The organism is Bacillus kexueae (genome assembly GCF_022809095.1).
GTDB classification, from domain to species: domain Bacteria; phylum Bacillota; class Bacilli; order Bacillales; family Aeribacillaceae; genus Bacillus_BZ; species Bacillus_BZ kexueae.
On sequence record NZ_JALAZE010000002.1, the window covers coordinates 567,616 to 589,943 of the forward strand.

Annotated in this window: 26 protein-coding genes; 22 read left to right on the forward strand and 4 right to left on the reverse strand. The window is 38.2% G+C overall.

Annotation, left to right across the window (positions count from 1 at the left end; genetic code table 11):
- Positions 1 to 218: 218 nt before the first annotated feature.
- Positions 219 to 401 carry a YqkE family protein gene (locus tag ML543_RS07045; protein WP_243386429.1) on the forward strand — a complete coding sequence of 61 codons (183 nt, stop codon included), beginning with the start codon at positions 219 to 221 and terminating at the stop codon, positions 399 to 401.
- A 43-nt stretch (positions 402 to 444) separates the two neighbouring features.
- On the opposite strand, the gene ML543_RS07050 is transcribed toward ML543_RS07045, so the two are convergent.
- The 3 genes from ML543_RS07050 to ML543_RS16920 all read right to left on the reverse strand — a co-directional run bounded on the left by ML543_RS07050 (position 445) and on the right by ML543_RS16920 (position 2,140).
- On the reverse strand, positions 445 to 936 hold the full coding sequence (locus ML543_RS07050) for a hypothetical protein (RefSeq protein WP_243386430.1): 492 nt from the start codon (positions 934 to 936) through the stop codon (positions 445 to 447).
- 100 nt (positions 937 to 1,036) lie between these two features.
- A complete protein-coding gene (locus ML543_RS07055) occupies positions 1,037 to 1,957 on the reverse strand; it encodes an aldo/keto reductase (RefSeq protein WP_243386431.1) in 921 nt (306 codons plus the stop codon).
- Positions 1,958 to 2,014: 57 nt separating this feature from the next.
- Positions 2,015 to 2,140, reverse strand: coding sequence for a hypothetical protein (locus ML543_RS16920; protein WP_279326575.1), 126 nt, complete (start codon positions 2,138 to 2,140; stop codon positions 2,015 to 2,017).
- Positions 2,141 to 2,217: 77 nt separating this feature from the next.
- On the opposite strand from ML543_RS16920, the gene ML543_RS07060 reads away from it, so the two are divergent.
- The 20 genes from ML543_RS07060 (at position 2,218) to lysA (ending at position 19,359) form a co-directional block, all read left to right on the forward strand.
- Entirely contained in the window at positions 2,218 to 2,763 is a 546-nt protein-coding gene (locus ML543_RS07060) for an NUDIX domain-containing protein (RefSeq protein ID WP_243386432.1), read from the forward strand.
- Positions 2,764 to 2,919: 156 nt separating this feature from the next.
- A complete protein-coding gene (gene spoIIM, locus ML543_RS07065; protein WP_243386433.1) occupies positions 2,920 to 3,561 on the forward strand; it encodes a stage II sporulation protein M in 642 nt (213 codons plus the stop codon).
- Between the two features lie 117 nt (positions 3,562 to 3,678).
- A complete protein-coding gene (gene fur / locus ML543_RS07070) occupies positions 3,679 to 4,122 on the forward strand; it encodes a ferric iron uptake transcriptional regulator (protein ID WP_243386434.1) in 444 nt (147 codons plus the stop codon).
- Positions 4,123 to 4,380: 258 nt separating this feature from the next.
- Positions 4,381 to 4,608 (forward strand): YqzK family protein, encoded by a 228-nt coding sequence (locus tag ML543_RS07075; RefSeq protein ID WP_243386435.1) that lies wholly within the window; start codon positions 4,381 to 4,383, stop codon positions 4,606 to 4,608.
- A gap of 7 nt (positions 4,609 to 4,615) precedes the next feature.
- Positions 4,616 to 5,509 (forward strand): site-specific tyrosine recombinase XerD, encoded by an 894-nt coding sequence (gene xerD / locus ML543_RS07080; RefSeq protein WP_243386436.1) that lies wholly within the window; start codon positions 4,616 to 4,618, stop codon positions 5,507 to 5,509.
- Between the two features lie 382 nt (positions 5,510 to 5,891).
- Entirely contained in the window at positions 5,892 to 7,076 is a 1,185-nt protein-coding gene (gene deoB, locus ML543_RS07085) for a phosphopentomutase (protein WP_243386437.1), read from the forward strand.
- Between the two features lie 18 nt (positions 7,077 to 7,094).
- Positions 7,095 to 7,907, forward strand: a complete 813-nt coding sequence (locus ML543_RS07090; protein ID WP_243386571.1) for a purine-nucleoside phosphorylase — start codon at positions 7,095 to 7,097, stop codon at positions 7,905 to 7,907.
- 17 nt (positions 7,908 to 7,924) lie between these two features.
- Positions 7,925 to 9,229 carry a pyrimidine-nucleoside phosphorylase gene (locus tag ML543_RS07095; RefSeq protein ID WP_243386438.1) on the forward strand — a complete coding sequence of 435 codons (1,305 nt, stop codon included), beginning with the start codon at positions 7,925 to 7,927 and terminating at the stop codon, positions 9,227 to 9,229.
- Positions 9,230 to 9,652: 423 nt separating this feature from the next.
- Positions 9,653 to 10,813: a D-alanyl-D-alanine carboxypeptidase family protein gene (locus ML543_RS07100; protein ID WP_243386439.1), complete on the forward strand. Its 1,161-nt coding sequence runs from the start codon at positions 9,653 to 9,655 to the stop codon at positions 10,811 to 10,813.
- A 110-nt stretch (positions 10,814 to 10,923) separates the two neighbouring features.
- Positions 10,924 to 11,277: an anti-sigma F factor antagonist gene (gene spoIIAA, locus ML543_RS07105; RefSeq protein ID WP_243386440.1), complete on the forward strand. Its 354-nt coding sequence runs from the start codon at positions 10,924 to 10,926 to the stop codon at positions 11,275 to 11,277.
- The gene (gene spoIIAB / locus ML543_RS07110) at positions 11,274 to 11,714 is read left to right on the forward strand and encodes an anti-sigma F factor (RefSeq protein WP_243386441.1); all 441 of its coding nucleotides are present in this window, start codon (positions 11,274 to 11,276) and stop codon (positions 11,712 to 11,714) included. The genes spoIIAA and spoIIAB overlap by 4 nt, the downstream gene beginning before the upstream one ends.
- A gap of 11 nt (positions 11,715 to 11,725) precedes the next feature.
- The gene (gene sigF, locus ML543_RS07115; RefSeq protein ID WP_243386442.1) at positions 11,726 to 12,484 is read left to right on the forward strand and encodes an RNA polymerase sporulation sigma factor SigF; all 759 of its coding nucleotides are present in this window, start codon (positions 11,726 to 11,728) and stop codon (positions 12,482 to 12,484) included.
- A 489-nt stretch (positions 12,485 to 12,973) separates the two neighbouring features.
- The gene (locus ML543_RS07120; protein WP_243386443.1) at positions 12,974 to 13,594 is read left to right on the forward strand and encodes a stage V sporulation protein AA; all 621 of its coding nucleotides are present in this window, start codon (positions 12,974 to 12,976) and stop codon (positions 13,592 to 13,594) included.
- Positions 13,584 to 14,006 carry a stage V sporulation protein AB gene (locus tag ML543_RS07125; RefSeq protein ID WP_243386444.1) on the forward strand — a complete coding sequence of 141 codons (423 nt, stop codon included), beginning with the start codon at positions 13,584 to 13,586 and terminating at the stop codon, positions 14,004 to 14,006. Before ML543_RS07120 ends, ML543_RS07125 begins: the two co-directional genes overlap by 11 nt.
- Before the next feature lie 13 nt (positions 14,007 to 14,019).
- The gene (gene spoVAC / locus ML543_RS07130) at positions 14,020 to 14,475 is read left to right on the forward strand and encodes a stage V sporulation protein AC (protein ID WP_243386445.1); all 456 of its coding nucleotides are present in this window, start codon (positions 14,020 to 14,022) and stop codon (positions 14,473 to 14,475) included.
- Positions 14,476 to 14,489: 14 nt separating this feature from the next.
- Positions 14,490 to 15,509, forward strand: a complete 1,020-nt coding sequence (gene spoVAD / locus ML543_RS07135; RefSeq protein ID WP_243386446.1) for a stage V sporulation protein AD — start codon at positions 14,490 to 14,492, stop codon at positions 15,507 to 15,509.
- Entirely contained in the window at positions 15,509 to 15,859 is a 351-nt protein-coding gene (gene spoVAE / locus ML543_RS07140) for a stage V sporulation protein AE (protein ID WP_243386447.1), read from the forward strand. Before spoVAD ends, spoVAE begins: the two co-directional genes overlap by 1 nt.
- A gap of 4 nt (positions 15,860 to 15,863) precedes the next feature.
- Positions 15,864 to 16,445 carry a stage V sporulation protein SpoVABEA gene (gene spoVAEA / locus ML543_RS07145; protein WP_243386448.1) on the forward strand — a complete coding sequence of 194 codons (582 nt, stop codon included), beginning with the start codon at positions 15,864 to 15,866 and terminating at the stop codon, positions 16,443 to 16,445.
- Positions 16,423 to 17,904, forward strand: coding sequence for a spore germination protein (locus ML543_RS07150; protein WP_243386449.1), 1,482 nt, complete (start codon positions 16,423 to 16,425; stop codon positions 17,902 to 17,904). The genes spoVAEA and ML543_RS07150 overlap by 23 nt, the downstream gene beginning before the upstream one ends.
- Positions 17,905 to 18,033: 129 nt before the next feature.
- Positions 18,034 to 19,359: a diaminopimelate decarboxylase gene (gene lysA / locus ML543_RS07155; protein WP_243386450.1), complete on the forward strand. Its 1,326-nt coding sequence runs from the start codon at positions 18,034 to 18,036 to the stop codon at positions 19,357 to 19,359.
- Between the two features lie 158 nt (positions 19,360 to 19,517).
- On the opposite strand, the gene ML543_RS07160 is transcribed toward lysA, so the two are convergent.
- Entirely contained in the window at positions 19,518 to 20,387 is an 870-nt protein-coding gene (locus ML543_RS07160; protein WP_243386451.1) for a DUF1002 domain-containing protein, read from the reverse strand.
- 301 nt (positions 20,388 to 20,688) lie between these two features.
- Between ML543_RS07160 and brnQ the strand changes: the two genes are divergently transcribed.
- Positions 20,689 to 22,029: a branched-chain amino acid transport system II carrier protein gene (gene brnQ, locus ML543_RS07165; protein WP_243386452.1), complete on the forward strand. Its 1,341-nt coding sequence runs from the start codon at positions 20,689 to 20,691 to the stop codon at positions 22,027 to 22,029.
- The last annotated feature ends 299 nt before the right edge of the window (positions 22,030 to 22,328 follow it).

A 22,328-nucleotide genomic window follows, 5' to 3' on the forward strand; every position in this document is an offset into this window, starting at 1 on the left:
AGGAAAGGGCGAGACCCCACAGGCGCATGCCGAGGAGGCTCGACTTCCTCCCCGCGGAAAGCAAGTGTCCGTAGCGCAATGTCCAGAATTCATTTGAAAAATGTTTGAAAAAGCAACAATCTATACGAAAACAGCCTAATTAATTGTGGCTATTAGTTGACGAAAGACCTGTGTACAAGGCAAAATAAGGCCGAACCCCATGAAAGGAGAGGGAGAAAATGATAAACGAAGATCAGTTGAAAAAACTATCAAATATGAAAAAAGAGTTGCAAATTCAAGAAGAAGAGGAAAAGAAAAAGAGGCGCGAGTTGGAGAGGAAACAGAGGGAAGAGCGGGAAAAAAATAAAAGTTTTGCTGAGCTTTTGGAAGAAAGTAAGCTCGATTGGACGAAATTTAAATGAAAGAGCCAGCAAAAATGAATGCTGGCTCTTTCTTACATCCGTTTTATGGTATGGAGACGGTTTTATGAAATGACATACCCAAATACGAATAGGTGATTGTAACTTCTGTAATTGGCGTAGAATGTAATACGCTTAAGCCGTAAATTAAATCTTCTTCTGTAACGCTTCCATCATCGAACTTTTCCAGTGTTTTTTTCGGATCTGTCCCTGTTTGGATGGCTACATCTTGAAGAGAGCGAAACTGATATTTCTTCGATTCCTCATCCTCGTAGTTTTTTGTTATGATGATACCTTGAAGTGCGTGACTTACTTGAACATTTACTTTTGTGGGGGCGTCTCCGTCATTTATTGAAACGTCTCGTACTTTAATTGGTAAATATCCACTATTACCGATTTCAACGACCACTGATTCTCTATCATCACTACGATAGACCCCTCCAATTTCAAGTGGTGGACGATAAATCCATACTAAAAATCCAATAAAAATGGCCGGAAGAAAGCCTAAAATTATCCATTTTCGTGCTTTTTTCATCATCGTCCCCCTGTATAATCATATTTGGTTTATTTTACCATAAATCACCTTGAAAAGTTAGGTGTATGGGGGCGGAAAGTGAAAAATTGGCTAATACTCCTTTTTAATCTCGATGATTCTCATAAAACGATGCTTTCGTTACGTCTTTTAACTGCTGTACAACTTCATTCGTCAGTGGTGTTGCTTGAAGTGCAGCTACATTTTCACGTAATTGCTCGATGCGGCTAGCACCCGGAATGACTGCACTAATCACATCGTGTGCTAAACAATATTGTAAAGCTAATTCCGTTCGACTATGGGAAGAAGAAACACGATCGACCTTTTCTAACGTATCTACGAGCTCAAAGTACGAATAGTGTAAATATCCGTCATTCTTTATTTTATCCGAGGCATGATCCAACGGACGTCCGGTTAATAGTCCTTTCGCTAACGGTCCTCTTGCAATGACGCTTACTTGATGCTCTTGAATTAGTGAGAACCACTCTTCAGGTCTACGGTCTAAAAGACTGTGTTGCATCATAATGGAAATAATGGACGATTTCTGTAGGTATTGCTTAATCACATTCGGACGGATGGAGGAAATTCCGTAGTAACGAATAACGCCTTCTTGTTTTAACTCTTCAAACGCTTCGATCGTTTCATCGATATGATCTTCAATCGTTCCCCCATGAAGTTGATACAAGTCAATGTAATCCGTTCGAAGTCTCCGAAGGCTCTCTTTAACGGCTTCTTTTATGTATGCTTTGGATGGGTCCCAATACCACCCGTCTTTTCCATCATCGAAACGATTCCCAACTTTTGTAGCCAAAATGATGTCGTGTCTTTTTTGTTGAATGGCCTTGCCGACAAGTTCTTCGTTTACACCACGATCATAAAGATCTGCAGTGTCTAAATAATTAATGCCTAGTTCAATGGCTCCATCAATAATGCTCATTGCCTTCCATTCATCGGTACCAAGTGACATGCAGCCTAAGCCGATTTCACTTACCCACAATTCCGAGTTCCCTATTTGTCTCTTTTTCATCCTTTACCTCCGATTGCGTTTTTCTCCAACGTAGTATAGTTTGGTGAATTTTGCAAATCATTTGTTCACAGATAACCAATTTAAAACCGTCATATGAGGATTTTGAATGGATTGCAAATAATGGAGAACTTCTTTCTTCTTACCGGTCAATACGAAGTGATTTCTCCCGTAATAAAGATTCATACCATCATCTCCTTAAAAGAATGTGATAGAATGTATGAAGAAAAAAAGTAACGTAGAACGAAGGGATGACAAATACGATGGATTTAAATGAAAAAACGATAGCAAAAGAGAAAATATTTAACGGGCGAATTATTGACCTTTATGTTGAAGATGTAGAGTTGCCGAACGGTAAAGTTTCGAAGCGAGAAATTATAAAGCATCCCGGTGCAGTAGCTGTAATCGCTGTAACGAATGAAAATAAAATCGTGATGGTTCGGCAATACCGAAAAGCTCTAGAAAAAGCCATCGTTGAAATTCCTGCCGGGAAATTAGAGCCAGGAGAGGAACCGTTAACAACAGCGAAGCGGGAATTAGAAGAAGAAACAGGTTATGAATGCGAGGAGATGAAACTACTTTTATCGTTTTATACTTCGCCGGGCTTTGCGGACGAACTCGTATACTTGTATGTAGCCAGTGGATTAACGAAAAAAACAGAACAACAAGACTTAGATGAAGATGAATTCGTTGAAATTGTCGAAGTTTCTTTAGAAGAAGCACAGAAAATGATTGAGACACAAGAAATTCATGATGCTAAAACAGCTTATGCTGTCCTCTATTTAGCCATGAATGCGATGAAAGAATAACTATATTTGATGACCTAAATGATAGAAAAGGTAGATTTGGAATAAGTGGAAGATTGCCTTGAGGCAGCGAATTACATATGTAATGTTTTGATTCTTAGGAATACAGAGCGTTTTCCCTCATACAATCTAGTAAGAGTGATATGGGAGGAAAAAGCGATGCGAAACCATGGAATAAAAAATGTCTTGACGCAACATATTAAAGAGCATTCTTCTACGTATTTATTTGTGTTTGTTCTGTTTGTAATGGGAGTTATTTTTGGTGCCATTATTGTTAATAGTATGAATATCACACAAAAAGAGGATCTTTACTATTATTTAAATCTGTTTTTTGGACAAGTATCGGATGGAAGTATCGCAAGCGCTTCTGAAATGTTCCAACAAAGCTTCCTCCATAATTTGAAATATTTAGGGCTTATGTGGGTGTTAGGGATATCAATCATCGGTCTACCTATCATCTTAATTATGTTATTCCTGAAAGGGATGGTTGTCGGTTTTACGGTTGGTTTTTTAGTTAATCAAATGGGGTGGGGCGGCTTTTTACTTTCTTTCGTATCGGTCTTACCTCAAAATTTAATCTTAATTCCAGCATTTATCGTGACGAGTGCTACGGCAATCATGCTGTCTTTGAAGTTGATACGCCAACTTTTTTTGAAGCGGATGCTAGACACACCGATGCAGTTGTTTACGAAATACGCGATTGTGTTTGTGTGTATATTTTGTCTGGCAGGCTTGGCGGCAGCTTTTGAAGGTTACGCATCTCCATTATTAATGAAAAGTGTAATTAAAATAATTTCTTAATAATAATTGTTATTTTTAAATAACATGTTCATTTATTAGATTGTAATAATTTTAGTTGGACACTTTCTCGATATTTGTTATAATAGTTGAGGAATGTAGCGAGGGAGGGAAAGTGTCATGGAAAGTCGCGTTGAGCGTATAAAAAAACAGTTGCATTCTGCTAGCTACAAGTTAACACCGCAACGTGAAGCGACTGTTCGCGTGTTACTTGAACATGAAGAGGATCATTTAAGTGCAGAAGATGTTTACCTCCTCGTGAAGGAAAAGTCTCCTGAGATCGGCTTGGCAACTGTTTATCGAACGTTAGAACTACTGACTGAATTAAAGATTGTCGATAAAATAAACTTCGGGGACGGGGTGTCTCGATACGATCTCCGTAAAGAAGGTGCAGCTCATTTCCATCATCACCTTGTCTGTATGGAATGTGGCTCAGTAGATGAAATCCAAGAAGATTTACTAGAAGATGTTGAAAAAATTGTTGAACGAGATTGGAAGTTTAAAATTAAAGATCATCGATTAACGTTTCATGGTATTTGTCACAGATGCCATAACGAAGAGTAGAATAAAGGTGCTATAAGTCAGTAATAACACTGATTTTTAGGCACCTTTTTCTTTTTGGTTTTAAATGATGAGGATGAAAGAAGTTCAGGGATGTAATGGAGCGGCATGTTAAGGATCCGTGTTAAAAATAGTGAAATTCAGTACAAAAAACAATCTAAAGAATTCTGGCCTGGAAGCTAATTTTATATGGAACAATGTATAAAGTTTGGTCAAGCTGGCATATCTTCTAATAAGGATTGGAAGATATGGAGGCAAGACATGAAAAAATGGATGACGATTTTTTTTGATATGCTGAAAGTCTTTATATTATTTACTGCATTTACGTTATTCTTTTACTATGCTATCATATGGATTAACTTAGAGTATGACCATCAAAGACGTTATGAGGAGCCAGAGGGATCGGCTCTAAAAGTGACGAATATGGTAGAGGAAAATCAAGATCATTGGTACCATCGATTAATCTTCTTTTATTTACATGGGGAGTAGAGTGACATTGAATGATCAAATACAAGACTTTATTCATTATTTAATCGTTGAGCGTGGCTTAACAACTAACACGATAGTATCTTATGAGAGAGATTTGAAAAGTTATGCGTCATATTTAAGAGAACATGCTTCCATTACAACTGTTCGAGAAATTGGAAGAGTCCATATTATGCAATTTTTGAAGCATTTGAAAGACGACGGAAAGTCCAGTAAGACAATAGCAAGGCATATTGCCTCGATTCGTTCCTTTCATCAATTTTTGTTGCGTGAGCGAATTGCTGATGAGGACCCTTCTGTCCATATTGAAACGCCACAAGTAGAACGAAAGTTACCAAGTGTTCTTTCGTTACAAGAGGTGGAAGCAATCATTGAAACGCCGAAGTTAACGTCACCAATCGGCTATCGAGATAAAGCGATGCTTGAACTTCTTTATGCAACAGGAATTCGCGTGAGTGAGTTAATTCAATTGAATCTATCAGATATTCACTTAATGATGGGTTTTATTCGTTGCTACGGAAAAGGAAGAAAAGAAAGAATTGTGCCAATCGGAGAACAAGCAACGAAGGCACTAGAGGAATACCTGCAAAAAGGACGTCCAAAATTATTCAAGCCGAAAAACGACACTGATGCTTTGTTTTTAAACCATCATGGTAAACGGATATCTCGTCAAGGATTTTGGAAAAACTTGAAGAAAATTGCACAAGAAGCGGGTATTCATAAGGAATTAACTCCACATACGTTGCGACATTCATTTGCGACACATCTACTTGAAAATGGTGCGGATTTGAGGGCTGTACAAGAAATGCTTGGACATGCTGATATCTCAACAACCCAAATTTATACACATGTGACAAAGACGCGGCTGAAGGAAGTTTACAATCAATTTCACCCACGTGCTTAGATGAGGGGCTCGGAATGGCCAGTAACATGGCTTTCTGAGCACCTTTTTATTTTGTCACTTTAGTCATATTTTCGTTTCAAGTCTTCAATATATGGTTGGCAAAAAGTATCAGTTTAATGGGGTGTAATGACTAAAGAATGGTGCGAAATGATGAAGGAACGATCGTTATAACTAACATAAAAAGGATATTTAGCACGAATGAACTAGAGAAGCATTTGATTCTTAATGTTTCCGTCACAAATTTTAGCCTTTTTATTGCAGAAACATTTGAAAACGGTTTATAATCTAGTTGTCAGACTTCTGACAATCGCGTTTGAATCAATATGATAAATTATTTAAGGATATATTAGGTAGTAGGATTTTGACAAGGAGGAAATGTCTCATGAAAGACTTTACATATGATCGCGTCTTTTTAATTGTAATGGACTCGGTAGGAATTGGAGAAGCGCCTGACGCGGAGAAATTTAATGACAAAGGTGCAGATACGTTAGGCCATATTGCACGTGAAATGAATGGACTTCACATGCCGAATATGGGGAAGCTTGGATTAAGTAACATCCGTGAAATTAAAGGAATCCCTGTTTCTGAGAAGCCCCTTGCGTATTACACGAAAATGGAAGAAGCATCAAATGGAAAAGATACGATGACAGGGCATTGGGAGATTATGGGTCTTCATATTGAAAAGCCGTTTCAAGTTTTTCCGGATGGCTTCCCGCAAGAACTGATTGATGAATTAGAAGCACGTACGGGCCGAAAAGTTATCGGTAATAAACCAGCTTCAGGTACTGCAATTCTAGATGAATTAGGAAAAGAACATATGGAGACAGGAGCGTTAATTGTTTATACTTCTGCAGACTCTGTATTGCAAATTGCGGCTCATGAAGAGGTTGTCCCGCTAGATGAGTTATATCAAATTTGTAAAATTGCTCGTGAATTAACGCTAGATGAGAAGTATATGGTTGGTCGTGTTATCGCTCGTCCATTCATTGGGGAGCCAGGAAACTTCACACGTACACCAAACCGTCATGATTATGCGTTAAAGCCGTTTGAGCGTACTGTAATGAATGAACTAAAAGATGCTAAATATGACGTCATCGCGTTAGGGAAAATCTCCGATATATATGATGGTGAAGGGATTACCGAAGCGATTCGTACAACAAGCAATATGGACGGAATGGACAAATTTATTGCGACGTTAGATAAAGACTTTACTGGGTTAGCCTTTTTAAACTTAGTAGACTTTGACGCGAAATTTGGTCACAGAAGAGATCCTATCGGATATGGAAAGGCACTCGAAGAATTCGATGCGCGTCTACCAGAAGTTTTTGAGAAGTTACGTGAAAATGATTTACTTATCATTACAGCAGACCATGGAAATGACCCGGTTCACCACGGAACGGATCATACGAGAGAGTACGTTCCATTACTCGTATATAGTAAGCGTATGGAACAGGGAAAAGAGCTTCCAGTATGCAAAACATTTGCAGATGTAGGAGCGACGGTAGCGGATAACTTTAATGTAAGCATGCCAAAACACGGAACAAGCTTTTTAAATAAGTTAAATTAAGGAGGACTTGACATGTCAATGATGCAAAATATTCAAGAAGCGAGCCAATATTTAAAAGAAAAATACGGACAAACTCCACAAATTGGTCTCATCTTAGGTTCTGGCCTAGGTGTGTTAGCTGAAGAGATTGAAGAGCCAGTTAAAATCCGATATGAAGAAATCCCAGGCTTCCCAGTTTCAACTGTTGAAGGACATGCAGGTCAGCTTGTGTTCGGATTATTAAAAGGAAAAACAGTTGTAGCAATGCAAGGCCGTTTTCATTTCTATGAAGGTTATGACATGAAGAAAGTCACATTTCCAGTTCGTGTGATGAAAGCGCTCGGAGTTGAAACGTTAATCGTGACGAATGCAGCAGGTGGAATTAACGAACAATTTAATGCAGGGGATTTAATGATTATCTCCGATCATATTAACAACATGGGAACAAATCCATTAATTGGTCCGAATGAATCAGCGCTGGGCGTTCGTTTCCCTGACATGTCAGAAGCGTATGACAAAGACTTAAGAAACTTAGCGAAAGAAGTTGCCCAACAGTTAGACATTAAAGTACAAGAAGGCGTATACGTTGGGAATACGGGACCGTGCTATGAAACTCCAGCTGAAGTTCGAATGTTACGTGTCTTAGGTGGAGATGCGGTTGGAATGTCTACAGTTCCTGAAGTCATCGTAGCTAAACATTCAGGTTTGAAAGTATTGGGGATTTCTTGTATTTCGAATATGGCAGCAGGCATTTTAGATCAGCCGTTAACACATGACGAAGTGATTGAAACAACAGAAATGGTAAAAGCTAACTTCTTAAACCTAGTAAAAACGATTGTTGAAAAAATGTAAGGAATAGGTGAATAAAAATGAGAATGGTCGACCTTATTGAAAAAAAACGTGATGGAAAAGAATTAACGAAGGAAGAAATTCAATTTATTATTAAAGGGTATACGGAAGGAAGCATTCCTGATTACCAAATGAGTTCCCTTGCAATGGCGATTTTCTTCCAAGGAATGACTGAAAATGAACGAGCTGAGTTAACAATGGCAATGGTTCATTCCGGCGATACAATCGATTTAAGTGCGATTGAAGGGATTAAAGTTGACAAACATTCAACGGGTGGCGTTGGTGACACAACAACTTTAGTATTAGGACCATTAGTAGCAGCTGTTGGTGTTCCGGTAGCAAAGATGAGTGGACGTGGATTAGGTCATACTGGAGGAACGATTGATAAATTAGAATCAGTTCCTGGCTTCCATGTAGAAATTGATAACGATGAATTCATGAAACTCGTAAATGAAAATAAGATAGCGGTAATTGGTCAATCAGGAAATTTAACACCTGCGGATAAAAAATTATATGCTCTTCGCGATGTGACAGGTACTGTAAATAGTATCCCGTTAATTGCGAGCTCCATTATGAGTAAGAAAATTGCAGCAGGTGCAGATGCTATTGTTTTAGATGTAAAAACAGGTGCAGGAGCTTTTATGAAAGACTTAGAAGACTCCAAAGAGTTGGCTAAAGCGATGGTAAGTATCGGAAACGCCGTTGGACGCAACACGATGGCAGTTATTAGTGATATGAGTCAGCCTCTTGGACGTGCAATTGGAAATGCGCTAGAAGTACAAGAAGCGATTGATACACTTCGTGGTGAAGGACCGGAAGATTTACAAGAGCTTTGCTTAACGTTAGGAAGCTACATGGTTTATTTAGCGAAGCAAGCAACAAGTCTTGAAGAAGCTAGAACGAAGTTAGAGGAAGTCATTCGTTCTGGAAAAGCACTTGAAACGTTTAAAACATTCTTGGCAGCACAAGGTGGCGATGCATCGGTTGTCGATAATCCGAATGCACTCCCTCAAGCGAAATATAAGTTTGAGCTTGAAGCAAAAGAAGACGGTTTTGTCTCTGAAATCGTAGCAGATGCCGTTGGAACTGCTGCAATGTGGTTAGGTGCAGGCCGCGCAACGAAAGAGTCAGAAATTGACTTAGCAGTTGGTTTAATGTTAAACAAAAAAATCGGAGACGAAGTGAAGAAAGGCGAATCACTCGTGACGATTTACAGCAATCAAGAAGATGTTGAACAAGTAAAGCAAAAGCTATACGATAGCATCACAATTTCGAAGGATAAAGTTGAAGCACCAACGCTAATTTATGCGACAATTACAGAGTAAATGAAGCTGAGAACTAGGACGTACGAAGTCCTAGTTCTTTTTTTATTGTTACAGAAAGTTTATGTTCAATAAAGTGTTAAAGTATTCTCTTTACATTTTTTTTGGTGTCTAGCCCAATCGCTATCAGCTCGGGTCGCTTCGGCCCTGCTGTGGCGACGGAAGCCTCCTCGCAGGTCCTAAAGCGCCCTTCGCCTAAGGACTTGATCAAAGACGAACTCGCATATGACGCAATGTTTTTTTAGAAAATGGAAATGGCTATTTTTTTCATCAACTTCAATCATATTTTCAGTGACGCTCTCCGATATCACTACTTCACACACATCTTGTTACTAAAACTACAAATTTAGATATTTTTCAATTTCTTGAATGAAATTATTATGAAATGGAAAAAATGGGAACGTATTAAGAATGGAGGGTGTGGACATGAAACAACTACTTGTGTTAACAACAGCAATCTTCATGATGTTTGGCGTTGCCACGCAGGCTAAAGCGAATGAACAACAATTGAAGCTTGTAGATGATGTAAAATCGGCTATTTTGATGGAGCGTGATACAGGTGAAATTTTATACGCATCTAACGCAGATGAAAAATTACCACCTGCAAGCATGACGAAGATTATGACGATGCTCCTCATAATGGAAGAATTGGACAAGGGAACGTTGAAATTAGATGAGAAAGTTCGGGCGAGTGAATATGCAGCTTCGATGGGAGGATCACAAATCTTTTTAGAAGCAGGGGAAGAAATGACTGTTGAAGATTTACTAAAAGGAATTGCGATTGCTTCTGGAAATGATGCGTCTGTAGCCATGGCAGAAAGAATAGCGGGCTCAGAGGATGCGTTCGTAGCAAAAATGAATGAAAAAGCTAAAGAACTCGGCTTAAAGAATACGCAGTTTCAAAATCCAACCGGACTTCCAGAGGATGGGCACTATAGCTCAGCAAAAGATATGGCCCTAATGGCTAAAGAATTATTGAAATATGAAGACATTACAAAGTATACGGGAACGTATGAAGATTATTTACGTGAAAACTCGGACGAGAAGTTTTGGTTAGTGAACACAAATCGACTAGTCAAGTTTTATCCAGGTGTGGATGGTGTGAAAACGGGTTATACAAATGAAGCAAAATATTGTTTAACGGCAACAGCCAAAAAGGGAGATATGCGCGTCATTGCGGTTGTCTTTGGTGCACCTACTCCGAAGCATCGAAATGCACAAGTAACGAAAATGCTTGATTATGCGTATAGTCAATACGAAACACATCCGCTATTCACAAGAAACGAAAAAGTTTCTGACGTTAAGATAAGTAAAGGCAGCGACCAAAATGTCAATCTAGTAACTTCAGAGCCAATTTCGATCTTGACAAAAAAGGGAGAAAGTATCGACGACATTAAACAGGAAGTTGTATTTAAAGAAAATGTTCAAGCACCTGTAGAAGCAGGAGACGAGCTAGGTACCCTTATATTGAAAAAAGGCGAGGAAGTAAAGGTGAAAAGTCCTTTAGTTGCGGAAAAGGATGTTGAAACAGCCAGTTGGTGGACGTTATTCAAGCGAGTATTCGGTGATTTCTCGAAAGCAAGCTAGGTTCGTTTGGCACATTATAGCGAAATGACACTAGTTTTGTCTTAAAGGAGGATTTACCTCAGTGAATCTAGAAAGACTCAATATCCTTACATTTGAAGGAGGAATTTTAGTTGAGTCTACTGATTGACATGGAGGTAAAAAAGAACGTTTTATGTGTCCGTTTATCTGGTGAATTAGATCATCATACAGCTGAAGATTTGCGGAATCGAGTGAATGAAATTGTGGAGAAGCAGAATATTGAACATATGCTTTTTAACTTCAAAGAGTTACACTTTATGGACAGCTCAGGTTTAGGGGTCATTTTAGGAAGGTACAAGCAAATCAAAAACATTGGTGGAGAAATGGTTGTATGTTCAGTCTCACCTCCTGTCAAGCGGCTTTTTGATATGTCTGGATTATTTAAAATCATCCGTTTGGAAGAATCGGAAGGTCAAGCGCTTGAAACATTGGGGGTGGCGTCATGAAAAATATGATGAATCTCAAATTTTCGAGTGTAAGTCAAAACGAATCATTTGCTCGTGTTACAGTAGCAGCGTTTATTGCGCAGTTAGATCCTACGATGGATGAATTGACAGAAATAAAAACGGTTGTATCAGAAGCTGTAACGAATGCGATTATCCATGGATATGATCAAAATCCAGATGGCATCGTATATATTTCTTGCACGTTGGAGGACCACATTGTTCATTTAACAATTCGAGATGAAGGAAAAGGAATTGAAAATATTGAAGAAGCGAGACAACCACTCTTTACATCGAAGCCAGATTTAGAGAGATCTGGAATGGGATTTACGATCATGGAGAATTTCATGGACGAAATTCAAGTGGAAACAACTGTTGGCCAAGGAACAACAGTAAAGCTTACGAAGCATTTATCAAAAAGTAAAGCTTTATGTAATTAAGGAGCGAAGCTATGGATGTGGAGGTCAAGAACGAATTTTCAAATGGGCAGTTAAAAGATCATGAAGTCAAGGATTTGATTAAACGTAGTCAACAAGGGGAACAAGATGCAAGAGATCTAATTGTACAGAAGAACATGAGGCTCGTCTGGTCTGTCGTACAACGTTTTTTAAATCGTGGATACGAGCCAGATGACTTATTTCAAATCGGTTGTATTGGACTTTTAAAATCAGTGGACAAATTCGATTTGTCCTATGATGTGAAATTTTCGACTTACGCGGTTCCGATGATTATCGGTGAAATTCAGCGATTTATACGTGACGATGGAACAGTAAAAGTAAGTCGTTCTCTTAAAGAGCTTGGGAATAAAATCCGTCGTGCAAAAGAAGAGTTATCAAAGAAATTAGGAAAAGTTCCAACAGTACAAGAAATAGCTGACCATTTAGAAATTCCGCCAGAAGACGTCGTTCTTGCACAAGAAGCGGTTCGTGCACCATCATCCATTCATGAAACAGTATATGAAAATGACGGAGACCCCATTACATTACTAGATCAAATAGCAGATCATTCAGAGCATCGATGGTTTGATAAAATCGCTTTACAAGACGCGATACAAGATTTAGATGAACGAGAACGTTTAATCGTATATTTACGCTATTATAAAGATAAAACACAATCAGAAGTAGCTGAACGACTTGGTATCTCACAAGTTCAAGTCTCACGATTAGAGAAAAAAATATTAAAGCAAATGAAAGATCGAATGAGTGGTTAACTTATTCGATCTTTTCTTTTTATTGTTACAGAAAGTTTAAGTTCAAAGTGTTAAAGTATTCTCTTTACAGTTTTTTTGGGTGTCTAGCTCCAAGCGCCATCATCTCGGGTCGCTTCGGCCCTGCTGTGACGACGAAAGCCTTCTCGCAGGTCCTAAAGCGCCCTTCGCCTAAGGACTTGTGCTTTGCGCTTTTCTTATTAGGGTCTTTTCTAAAGGATTGTTGCTTTAGTACATTGTACAGAATCGTATTTACACGATGTAATGGAGCGGAAGACACGTGATGCCGGCGGAATCTAGAGGAAAGTAAGTGTTTGTAGCCAAATAGTATGAATTTATTTTAAAAGTAGCCTTTAGTTTAAACACTGTAAATAACATCAAAATAAATGGGATAGGACTACCAATAAATGGACGGATTCTTCAGGTATGTGCGTTTCCCTTCCAATACATACTACCAGTAACAATGGAAAAAGGTAGGAAGTGAGGCGAAATATGAACCGAAATGTTTATTTACGCCTTCGCAATAGGATTGAAGTAAAGGCAGATGCAGTAATTAAACTGAAAGATGTGGCGAAAGTTGTAGCTGAAGATGAGATTGAACAAAAATTGAATGAACAAGTTCTTCATAAAGTTCAAAAGCATGATAAAACGTTTCATGTCATCGATGTCATTCAAGTGATTGAGAGTATTCATCGAATCCATCCAACTCTTGAGATTAATACGTTCGGTCCAAATCAAACGATTGTCGAAATCGTTTATCCAAAACGAAATCTATCCTTCATTAAATTTTCATTCGTATGGTTACTTCTCTTTGTAGGAGCAGCTATTGCGATCATGAATTTTCATGAGGATGTCAGTATGCAGCAAGTACATGTTCGATTATATCGGATTTTAACGGGTGAACGTAATTTGAAGCCGTGGATTCTTCAAATTCCATATTCCATTGGCCTTGGTTTAGGGATGGTGCTGTTCTTTAACCATGTCTTTAAAAAGCGGATAAATGAAGAGCCGAGTCCACTAGAAGTGGAAATCTTTAATTATCAAATGAATATTGATCAATACCTATCCATCAATGAAAACAAAGAAAGCTTGAAGAAGAACGATGAATATTAACATTTTAATTATTATGATGATTGGTTTATCCGCTGGTCTTGCTGTAGGAGCAGGCTTTGTTGCCTTTTTAACAGTTTTAGGAATTATCCCTAGATTGATGCAGCTAACAAAAACGATTTCATACGTTCGATTGTATGAATGGGCGGTCATATTAGGCGCGCTAATAGGTGGAGTATTAAGTTTATTGAACCCGATTTTTGATCTTTCTTCTTACTGGCTATCGGTTATAGGTCTTTTAGATGGCATCTTTATCGGTATGCTAGCAGCAGCATTAACAGAAGTGCTAAATGTGATTCCATTGCTCACGAAAAGAATTGGAATGGAACGAAACATGCTGGTTTTACTCAGTGCAATCGTATTAGGAAAAGTGGTAGGATCTTTATTTCATTGGCTCTATTTTGTCGACCACTAAAAGGAGGATAACGATGACAAATAAAATGAAAGACGATTATTCAAATCAAATTAAGCAATACCAACCAAAGCCGAATTATATTTGGAATTGCACGAAAGCATTCGTTGTGGGGGGGACGATTTGTACGATCGGTCAAGTCATAAATAACATGTACATTTATGTGTTTCATTTTTCAGAAGAAAATGCAGGGAATCCGACGGTTGCCACGTTAATTTTAATTTCCGCACTATTAACTGGATTTGGAATTTATGATCGGCTTGGACAATTTGCAGGAGCAGGATCTGCGGTACCAGTTACCGGTTTTGCAAACTCGATGACCAGTGCAGCGTTAGAACATAAAAGTGAAGGATTAGTACTTGGTGTCGCGACCAATATGTTCAAGCTTGCGGGAAGTGTTATCGTCTTCGGGGTGGTAGCTGCGTATCTCGTCGGTATCATTCGCTACATTGTAAGCGTAAGCCTATCTTAAAGGGAGTGATCGTTATGGGATTAATGGGAGGAACTTGGACGTTCGAGAATCGAATTTATGTCAATTCATCGGGTACTGCTGTTGGACCTAAAGAAGCGGAAGGTCCCTTAGGACAAACATTTGATATTTCACATGAAGATTTACACTGTGGTGAAGATAATTGGGAACTTGCTGAAAGAAGACTGATGGAGCAAGCGATTGACCAATGCTTAACAAAGTCCAATTTGCAAACTGATCAAGTTGATTTTTTTATTGCTGGAGATTTATTAAATCAAAACGTCACATCAAACTATGTGGCAAGGCATTTACAAATCCCAACAATTTGTATGTTTGGCGCTTGTTCAACTTCCATGGAAACAGTCGCAATTGGCTCCCAATTAGTCGATAGTGGGTTTGCGAATAAAATTGTTGCCGCCACAAGTAGTCATAATGCAACAGCAGAAAGACAGTTTCGCTATCCTACTGAATATGGTGGACAAAAGCCAGACACAGCAACGGCTACCGTAACAGGAGCTGGGGCGGTTTTAATTAGCCAGGAGTATAGTGATATTGTCATTACTTCTGCAACGATTGGAAAAGTAGTTGATTATGGATTAAAAGACCCTTTTGATATGGGATCAGCCATGGCTCCGGCAGCTGCAGACACGATTCAACGACACCTTCAAGACTTAAACCGTACAACAAATGATTACGATATGTTCATTACGGGAGATCTATCTGGAATAGGAAGCCCAATATTAAAGGACCTTTTGAAAGAGGAAGGAATTGATATCGATGAAAAACATTTTGATTGTGGATTAATGATTTACCGACCTGATCAAAATGTATTCGCTGGAGGAAGTGGGTGTGCTTGTTCCGCTGTTGTTACATTTAGTCATATTTTTAATATGCTCCGTTCGAAAGAAGTAGACCGGGTTTTCGTGGTGGCAACTGGAGCATTATTAAGTCCAACGATGATCCAACAAAAGGAATCAATCCCCACAATTGCTCATGGAGTTGTGTTCGAACGAGCGGAAAGGGGTGTGCATCACTAATGGAGTATGTTATTGCGTTTATTGCAGGAGGATGTATTTGCATCATTGGACAGCTCTTGTTAGATATATTCAAGCTAACACCTGCACATGTGATGAGTTCTTTTGTTGTTATCGGAGCTATTTTGGATGGGTTTGGGATATATGATCGTTTTATCGAATTTGCTGGAGCGGGCGCGACGGTCCCGATTACAAGTTTCGGTCATTCTTTACTTCATGGTGCGATGAAGGGAGCAGATGAACATGGTTTCATTGGGATAGGAATGGGTGTGTTCGAACTAACATCAGCTGGTATATCTTCTGCAATCGTCTTTGCATTTTTAGTTGCCGTCTTTTTTAGGCCGAAAGGATAAGAAAATGAAGGATAGAAGAGTGATACTTATTACAGACGGAGATGAATATGCTGCAAAGGCTGTTCAGCATGTAGCCAAACAAATCGGCGGAAGATGTATCACACAGTCAAAAGGGAATCCATCTCCGTTATCAGGAGAGGAACTTGTCAAACTCATTTTGCAAACACCTAATGACCCTGTCCTAGTCCTTTTTGATGACTGTGGTTTACAAGGGGAAGGACCAGGTGAAATCGCGATGAAATATGTAGCAAACCATGAGCGTATTGAGGTGCTTGGTGTAATTGCTGTCGCTTCTAACTCGAATCATAAAGAGTGGACGAAGATAAATGTTAGTATTGACCGATATGGAGAATTAACTTCCTATGGTGTCGATAAATACGGAGTACCAGATATTGAAGAGGGAAGAATGAGTGGAGATACGGTTTATTGCATCGACCAACTGGGTGCACCAATCGTTGTAGGAATTGGAGATATAGGAAAGATGAATCGGAAAGATAGTATCGAACATGGATCGCCTATTACAACTCAAGCCGTTCGACTTATATTAGAAAGGAGTGAATCCGATGGCGGAAACGTTGAAAGATGAAAAAACACAGATATCTTCCCATTTGGCAGAAAATGAACGCTTCTTCAAAAACCATATTGGCTTAGGAACAAGCTTTGATTTAGGTGTAAGGAAGTTTACCATCATTGGCAAACAAGTGCATCTCTATTATGTAAATGGTTTATGTGATACACAATTCATTATTGACTTATTAAGGCAAATTACAGAAGTTAACGATCATGAAGTAGAAAGTTCAAAAGTAAAAGACATCATAGAAAATCGGTTAATTCATCAACAAGTAAGCACGATTAAAACGTTAGATGAAGCGGTCGATCAATTGCTTTCCGGATTAATCGTCTTCATAGTTGAAGGATCGGATTTTGGGTTTGTTGTCGATGTAAGGAGCTACCCTGGGCGATCACCTGAAGAACCGGATACAGAAAAGGTTGTTCGTGGTGCACGAGACGGTTTTGTAGAAAATATTATCGTCAATACCGCGTTAATTCGGAGAAGAATAAGGGACGAACGACTCCGATTTGAAATGCTAAAGGTAGGAGAACGTTCAAAAACGGATATTTGTTTGGCGTATGTAGAAGATGTCGCAGATCCTGGGCTTGTAGAAGTAATTAAAAAAGAACTAAATACAATCAAAATTGATGGGTTGACGATGGCGGATAAAACAGTAGAAGAATTCTTAGTAAAACAAGGGTATAATCCGTTTCCTCTCGTTCGGTACACAGAGAGGGGAGATGTTGCGGCCAATCACCTACTTGAAGGACATGTCATTATTATGGTAGATACGTCCCCAAGTGTAATTATTACGCCAACAACGTTTTTCCATCACGTCCAACATGCCGAAGAATATCGGCAAGCACCTGCAGTTGGAACCTTTTTAAGATGGGTTCGCTTTATCGGAATATTATCATCCATTTTTCTTTTGCCGCTTTGGTTTTTGTTTGTCCTAGAGCCATCGTTGCTCCCAGAAAATTTAGCCTATATCGGTCCAAGTGAAACGAAAAATATTCCAGTATTAATTCAGTTATTTTTAGCAGACTTAGGGATTGAGTTTTTGCGGATGGCTGCTATTCATACCCCGACCGCTTTATCTGTTGCAATGGGATTGATTGCTGCTGCTTTAATCGGGCAAATTGCCATCGATGTTGGACTTTTCGTTCCTGAAGTCATCTTATATGTATCTGTAGCCGCAATCGGGACGTTTACTACCCCAAGTTATGAATTAAGCATTGCAAATAAAATGGTTCGTCTATTTTTACTTATTTTAGTGGCTATATTTCACGTTCCAGGTCTAGTAGTCGGTTCCACGTTATATATAGTACTACTTGCAAGCATTCGTTCATTAAATACTCCTTATTTGTGGCCATTTATCCCATTTGATCCGAAGGCATTATGGCAAATCGTCGTTCGTACATCGGTTCCAGGAGCAAAATTGCGACCGAGTATCGTTCATCCGCAAAATGAGAAAAAACAACCTACGTCGTAAAATATTATTTTTTAATAATTTTCCCCCTTGCTGAATGTTTAGAATTATTCATTGAATCCTATATTGATTTGTGTTAATGTATTTTTAACTATTTAAAGGATGAATGTAAGTGATAAAGGGGGCAACTAAATGTATTTACATGGTACAAGTAGAATTAACGAGAAAGGGCATTTAGAAATAGGTGGTGTAGATACAACGGAACTCGCAAAAGAATATGGTACCCCCCTATATGTATATGACGTAGCTTTAATTCGTAAAAGAGCAAGAGAATTTCAAGATACGTTCAAAGAATTGGGGGTAAAAGCTCAAGTTGCTTATGCAAGTAAAGCATTTTCCTCCATTGCGATGTTTCAACTCGTCAATCAAGAGGGCTTATCTCTAGATGTTGTCTCAGGTGGAGAATTATACACGGCATTACAAGCGGGTTTTTCTCCAGAGCGGATTCATTTTCATGGGAATAACAAAAGTTTTGAAGAGCTAGAAATGGCATTGGATGTAAATATTGGTTGCATCGTAGTCGATAATTTTCATGAAATACAATTGATTCAACAACTTGCAAAAGAACATGCTCGAAAGGTGGATGTTCTGTTACGAGTAACACCAGGTGTGGAAGCTCATACACATGATTACATCACAACTGGTCAAGAAGATTCGAAATTCGGCTTTGACCTTCACAATGGCCAAATTGAACAAGCGATGGAACAAGTGCTAAATGATCAATGGATTCATTTATTAGGGATTCATTGTCACATCGGCTCTCAGATTTTTGATACACAAGGTTTTGTTTTGGCGACAGAAAAAATCTTTCAAAAAATTGGACAGTGGAAAGAAACGTATCGATTTGTTCCAGAAGTTGTCAATTTAGGTGGAGGCTTTGGTATTCGCTATACGGCAGAAGATGATCCAATTCCGATGAGCATGTATGTAGAAAAAATGGTGAATGTCGTGAAAGAACAAGCCGAAGCTCTGGAAATTCCAGTGCCGGAAATTTGGATTGAGCCAGGGCGTTCACTTGTTGGAGACGCGGGGACGACATTGTATGCAATTGGTTCATCAAAGGTTGTACCGGACATTCGAAAATATTTAGCGGTAGATGGCGGCATGAGTGATAATATACGTCCTGCCTTATATCAAGCAAAATATGAAGCAGCTCTTGCAAATCGTATGAATGATGAAGTAAAAGAAACGGTATCGATTGCAGGTAAGTGTTGTGAAAGTGGAGATATGCTCATTTGGGATCTTCCGCTTCCGGTTGCAAAATCGGGAGACATTTTAGCAGTATTTTGTACTGGAGCTTATGGGTATTCCATGGCGAACAATTATAACCGACTGCAACGCCCTGCTGTTGTATTTGCAGAAAATGGTGAAGCTCAGCTTGTCATTCGACGTGAGAGTTACGAGGATTTAATTAAATTAGATTTACCGTTAAAGAATAAGTCAGTAGTGCGCTCATAATAATTTGGAAGTTTGATTTAGTTAAATGACCTCGGAAACGAGGGACAAAAAAGGTGTATAACCTAAAGTTAGGTTATACACCTTTTTGCATGTTAGAGCGGGTAAGTTTTAACTGTTATTATTGCATAAACAACATCTATGTTAAGCTACCTTCATCACTAAGATTGAAATAATGAACGAATGGAATCAGCAATGGCTTTAAATAAGTCTTTTATAGATTGAAGAAGAGATTGTCCTTCTTCTGATTCAAGGAATTTCGAAATTTGATCTTTCGCTTTTGTTAATTGGTCACCGATTTGTTCCCAATTAATATTTAAATTTTTCATCTCATTAAACAATGAGATAAGGTTATTAATTTCTTCTTCAGTTAAAGTGATATTTAAGTCTTTTGCGGCCTGTTCAATCCAACTACGCAACTCTTGCTCGTCCTTTGGTAAACCATTCTCTGCTACTTTTTCTTTTATTTTGGCTATGAGTGCAGCAGCATTCTCTGCTCCAATCTTATCCCCTAACTTAGCTGTTTCGATAAGTTCTTTATTTGCTAACTGCTTTACATCTTCTGATATGACTTCATCGGTTGAAACTTCATACGCTTTAATTAATCCTGTAAGAGCTGCAGTGCCTGAAACATCAAAAGGAGCTGTGACATAGATTGTGGCATCTTTAACACCTGCAGTCATGAGCGCATTTAAATACATTTCATCTGTTACCCAATTAATATGATTCGTTGTAACTTCTAAACCTGAACCTTTTTCCCCAATCGTGATCTTTGAGGATGAGATAGCTTTCGATCCAATTTGAGCTTTCGGAATATAATTTCCTAAATAGTTATGTTCCTCTTCATTTGAGACAGTAAGCATTAACGCATCTTCTGTTGCAGACATTTCTTCTAGAATAGAGTTTTTCTGCTCTTCACTTAAGTCTTCTCCAAGCGTCATAATAACATCTCCTACAGCAGCATCCGCTAACGCGAAGGAAGGGAGGGAGAGCAAACAAAGTGAAAATACAGTAAGTAACCACTTTTTCATGAATGTTTCCTCCTATTCTTACTAGACAAATACTAGACTACGATATTTTAGACGAAAAAGTAGATAGGAAAGTTTCAAATTCGTCACAAGGGTGAATAAATATTGAAATATTATTCATTGTTATTTAAAATTAAATTATATTAGAAAATGAAAATTTTATGTTTTGAATTTTCTTAATATATTTAAAATAAAAACTTTTAAAAAGTATATTTATTTTTCTGGGACTTATGTTAGGATGTAAAAGGCTTTATTCTTAGTTGTTTGAAAATTTCGATATAAACAGCATCTTAGGAGGGTTTTTATGCAAACAAATTTATCAAACAAACAAGTACTTACAGTTGGCTTAATGTTGTTTGCGCTTTTCCTTGGTGCAGGAAACATGATCTTCCCACCAGCGTTAGGACAAGCAGCAGGAACAAACTTATGGATTGCCATTGTTGGTTTCTTAATTACTGGTGTTGGACTTCCTCTACTAGGGGTTACAGCAATTGCATTAACAGGTAGTAATTTAGAAAAGTTAGCTTCTCGCGTACACCCAATTTTCGGAATTGTTTTTACATTTATGGTTTATTTAGTGATTGGACCGCTTTTTGCGATTCCAAGAACAGCTACAGTTTCATATGAAATTGGGGTTACACCATTTTTAAGCGATGCGTCTAAACTATCTTTATTCTTAACAACAGTAGTCTTTTTTGCTATTACATTATGGTTAGCAATGAACCCATCAAAATTAGTGGATCGAGTAGGAAAAATTTTAACGCCAATCTTAGTTGTTGTTTTAGCTATTCTTGTTGTGAAGGCGATGATTACTCCGATGGGTAGCATTGGAGAACCATCTGAAGCTTATCAATCTGGCGCTTTCTTTAAAGGATTTATTGAAGGATATTTAACAATGGACACGCTTGCATCTCTTGTGTTCGGTATTGTTGTAATTCAAGCAATTAAAAACTTTGGTGTGAATGATAATAAAGTATTAGCAAAAGCAACAATTAAAGCAGGAGCTATTGCGGCCATTGGATTAGCATTAGTGTATGTTTCATTAGCTTACTTAGGTGCTACATCAGTTGAGGTTGTTGGACAAGCAGAAAATGGAGCTGCTATTTTATCAGGATCTGCAACTCATTTATTAGGTTCTTTTGGTACGACTGTATTAGCATTAGCGATTACGTTTGCGTGCTTAACGACGTCAGTAGGATTAGTGTCATCTTGTAGTGAATACTTCCATCGAGTATTCCCAAATGTATCCTATAAATCATTTGTAGTCATTTTATCTTTATTCTCTATGGTAATTGCAAATGTTGGATTAACACAACTTATTCAAATTTCAATTCCAGTATTAATCATGATTTATCCATTGGCAATTGTAATGATGTTCTTATCATTCTTCCCGAAGTCAATGGTCGGTCACTCGGCTGTTTACACATTCGCATTAATCGGTACGGCTATTGTTAGTATAGTAGATGGATTAGGTTTTACATCTCTTGATATTTCGGCTGTGAAAAATGCACTAAGTTTCTTGCCTTTATTTAATGAAGGAGTAGGTTGGTTAGCACCTGCAATTGTTGGAGCGATTATTGGGAAAATCGTGGCTAGCATAAAACAAAAAGGGACAGAGCCAAATATCGTAGAAAAAGCTTCTTAATGAAGAGAGCGTCCTGGTTTCGGGACGCTTTTTTGATTTTACATTTGACTTTTCCTAAAAGAATCCATTTAATCGAAAACACGCTTATATTAAATTCTTTATGGAAAAGAAGCTTTCACGTTTTCCCTTATTAGGCAGAAGTGTAAACTGAATACTTTGTATTGGAACTTTCATATACGTCTATACCCTAAAAACAACAAAAATATGCGTATATTAGGAAGAAAAAATCTAAACTCATTTAATTTTTGTATGAGTCTGTTGTTTTGTTTTTTTGGCCATAGTTATGCTAAAATAAAAAG

Excerpts from the sequence above, each read along its gene's own strand:
- deoB (WP_243386437.1), top strand. The coding sequence starts at position 5,892 with ATGAAAGACTTTACATATGATCGCGTCTTTTTAATTGTAATGGACTCG.
- spoVAE (WP_243386447.1), top strand. The coding sequence starts at position 15,509 with ATGGAGTATGTTATTGCGTTTATTGCAGGAGGATGTATTTGCATCATT.
- ML543_RS07150 (WP_243386449.1), top strand. The coding sequence starts at position 16,423 with ATGGCGGAAACGTTGAAAGATGAAAAAACACAGATATCTTCCCATTTG.
- ML543_RS07055 (WP_243386431.1), bottom strand. The coding sequence starts at position 1,957 with ATGAAAAAGAGACAAATAGGGAACTCGGAATTGTGGGTAAGTGAAATC.
- brnQ (WP_243386452.1), top strand. The coding sequence starts at position 20,689 with ATGCAAACAAATTTATCAAACAAACAAGTACTTACAGTTGGCTTAATG.
- sigF (WP_243386442.1), top strand. The coding sequence starts at position 11,726 with ATGGATGTGGAGGTCAAGAACGAATTTTCAAATGGGCAGTTAAAAGAT.
- ML543_RS07120 (WP_243386443.1), top strand. The coding sequence starts at position 12,974 with ATGAACCGAAATGTTTATTTACGCCTTCGCAATAGGATTGAAGTAAAG.
- ML543_RS07125 (WP_243386444.1), top strand. The coding sequence starts at position 13,584 with ATGAATATTAACATTTTAATTATTATGATGATTGGTTTATCCGCTGGT.
- spoVAEA (WP_243386448.1), top strand. The coding sequence starts at position 15,864 with ATGAAGGATAGAAGAGTGATACTTATTACAGACGGAGATGAATATGCT.
- spoIIAB (WP_243386441.1), top strand. The coding sequence starts at position 11,274 with ATGAAAAATATGATGAATCTCAAATTTTCGAGTGTAAGTCAAAACGAA.
- fur (WP_243386434.1), top strand. The coding sequence starts at position 3,679 with ATGGAAAGTCGCGTTGAGCGTATAAAAAAACAGTTGCATTCTGCTAGC.
- spoVAC (WP_243386445.1), top strand. The coding sequence starts at position 14,020 with ATGACAAATAAAATGAAAGACGATTATTCAAATCAAATTAAGCAATAC.
- ML543_RS07090 (WP_243386571.1), top strand. The coding sequence starts at position 7,095 with ATGATGCAAAATATTCAAGAAGCGAGCCAATATTTAAAAGAAAAATAC.
- ML543_RS07100 (WP_243386439.1), top strand. The coding sequence starts at position 9,653 with ATGAAACAACTACTTGTGTTAACAACAGCAATCTTCATGATGTTTGGC.
- spoVAD (WP_243386446.1), top strand. The coding sequence starts at position 14,490 with ATGGGATTAATGGGAGGAACTTGGACGTTCGAGAATCGAATTTATGTC.
- spoIIM (WP_243386433.1), top strand. The coding sequence starts at position 2,920 with ATGCGAAACCATGGAATAAAAAATGTCTTGACGCAACATATTAAAGAG.
- ML543_RS07160 (WP_243386451.1), bottom strand. The coding sequence starts at position 20,387 with ATGAAAAAGTGGTTACTTACTGTATTTTCACTTTGTTTGCTCTCCCTC.
- ML543_RS07095 (WP_243386438.1), top strand. The coding sequence starts at position 7,925 with ATGAGAATGGTCGACCTTATTGAAAAAAAACGTGATGGAAAAGAATTA.
- lysA (WP_243386450.1), top strand. The coding sequence starts at position 18,034 with ATGTATTTACATGGTACAAGTAGAATTAACGAGAAAGGGCATTTAGAA.
- ML543_RS07045 (WP_243386429.1), top strand. The coding sequence starts at position 219 with ATGATAAACGAAGATCAGTTGAAAAAACTATCAAATATGAAAAAAGAG.
- ML543_RS07050 (WP_243386430.1), bottom strand. The coding sequence starts at position 936 with ATGATGAAAAAAGCACGAAAATGGATAATTTTAGGCTTTCTTCCGGCC.
- ML543_RS16920 (WP_279326575.1), bottom strand. The coding sequence starts at position 2,140 with ATGAATCTTTATTACGGGAGAAATCACTTCGTATTGACCGGTAAGAAG.
- ML543_RS07060 (WP_243386432.1), top strand. The coding sequence starts at position 2,218 with ATGGATTTAAATGAAAAAACGATAGCAAAAGAGAAAATATTTAACGGG.
- ML543_RS07075 (WP_243386435.1), top strand. The coding sequence starts at position 4,381 with ATGAAAAAATGGATGACGATTTTTTTTGATATGCTGAAAGTCTTTATA.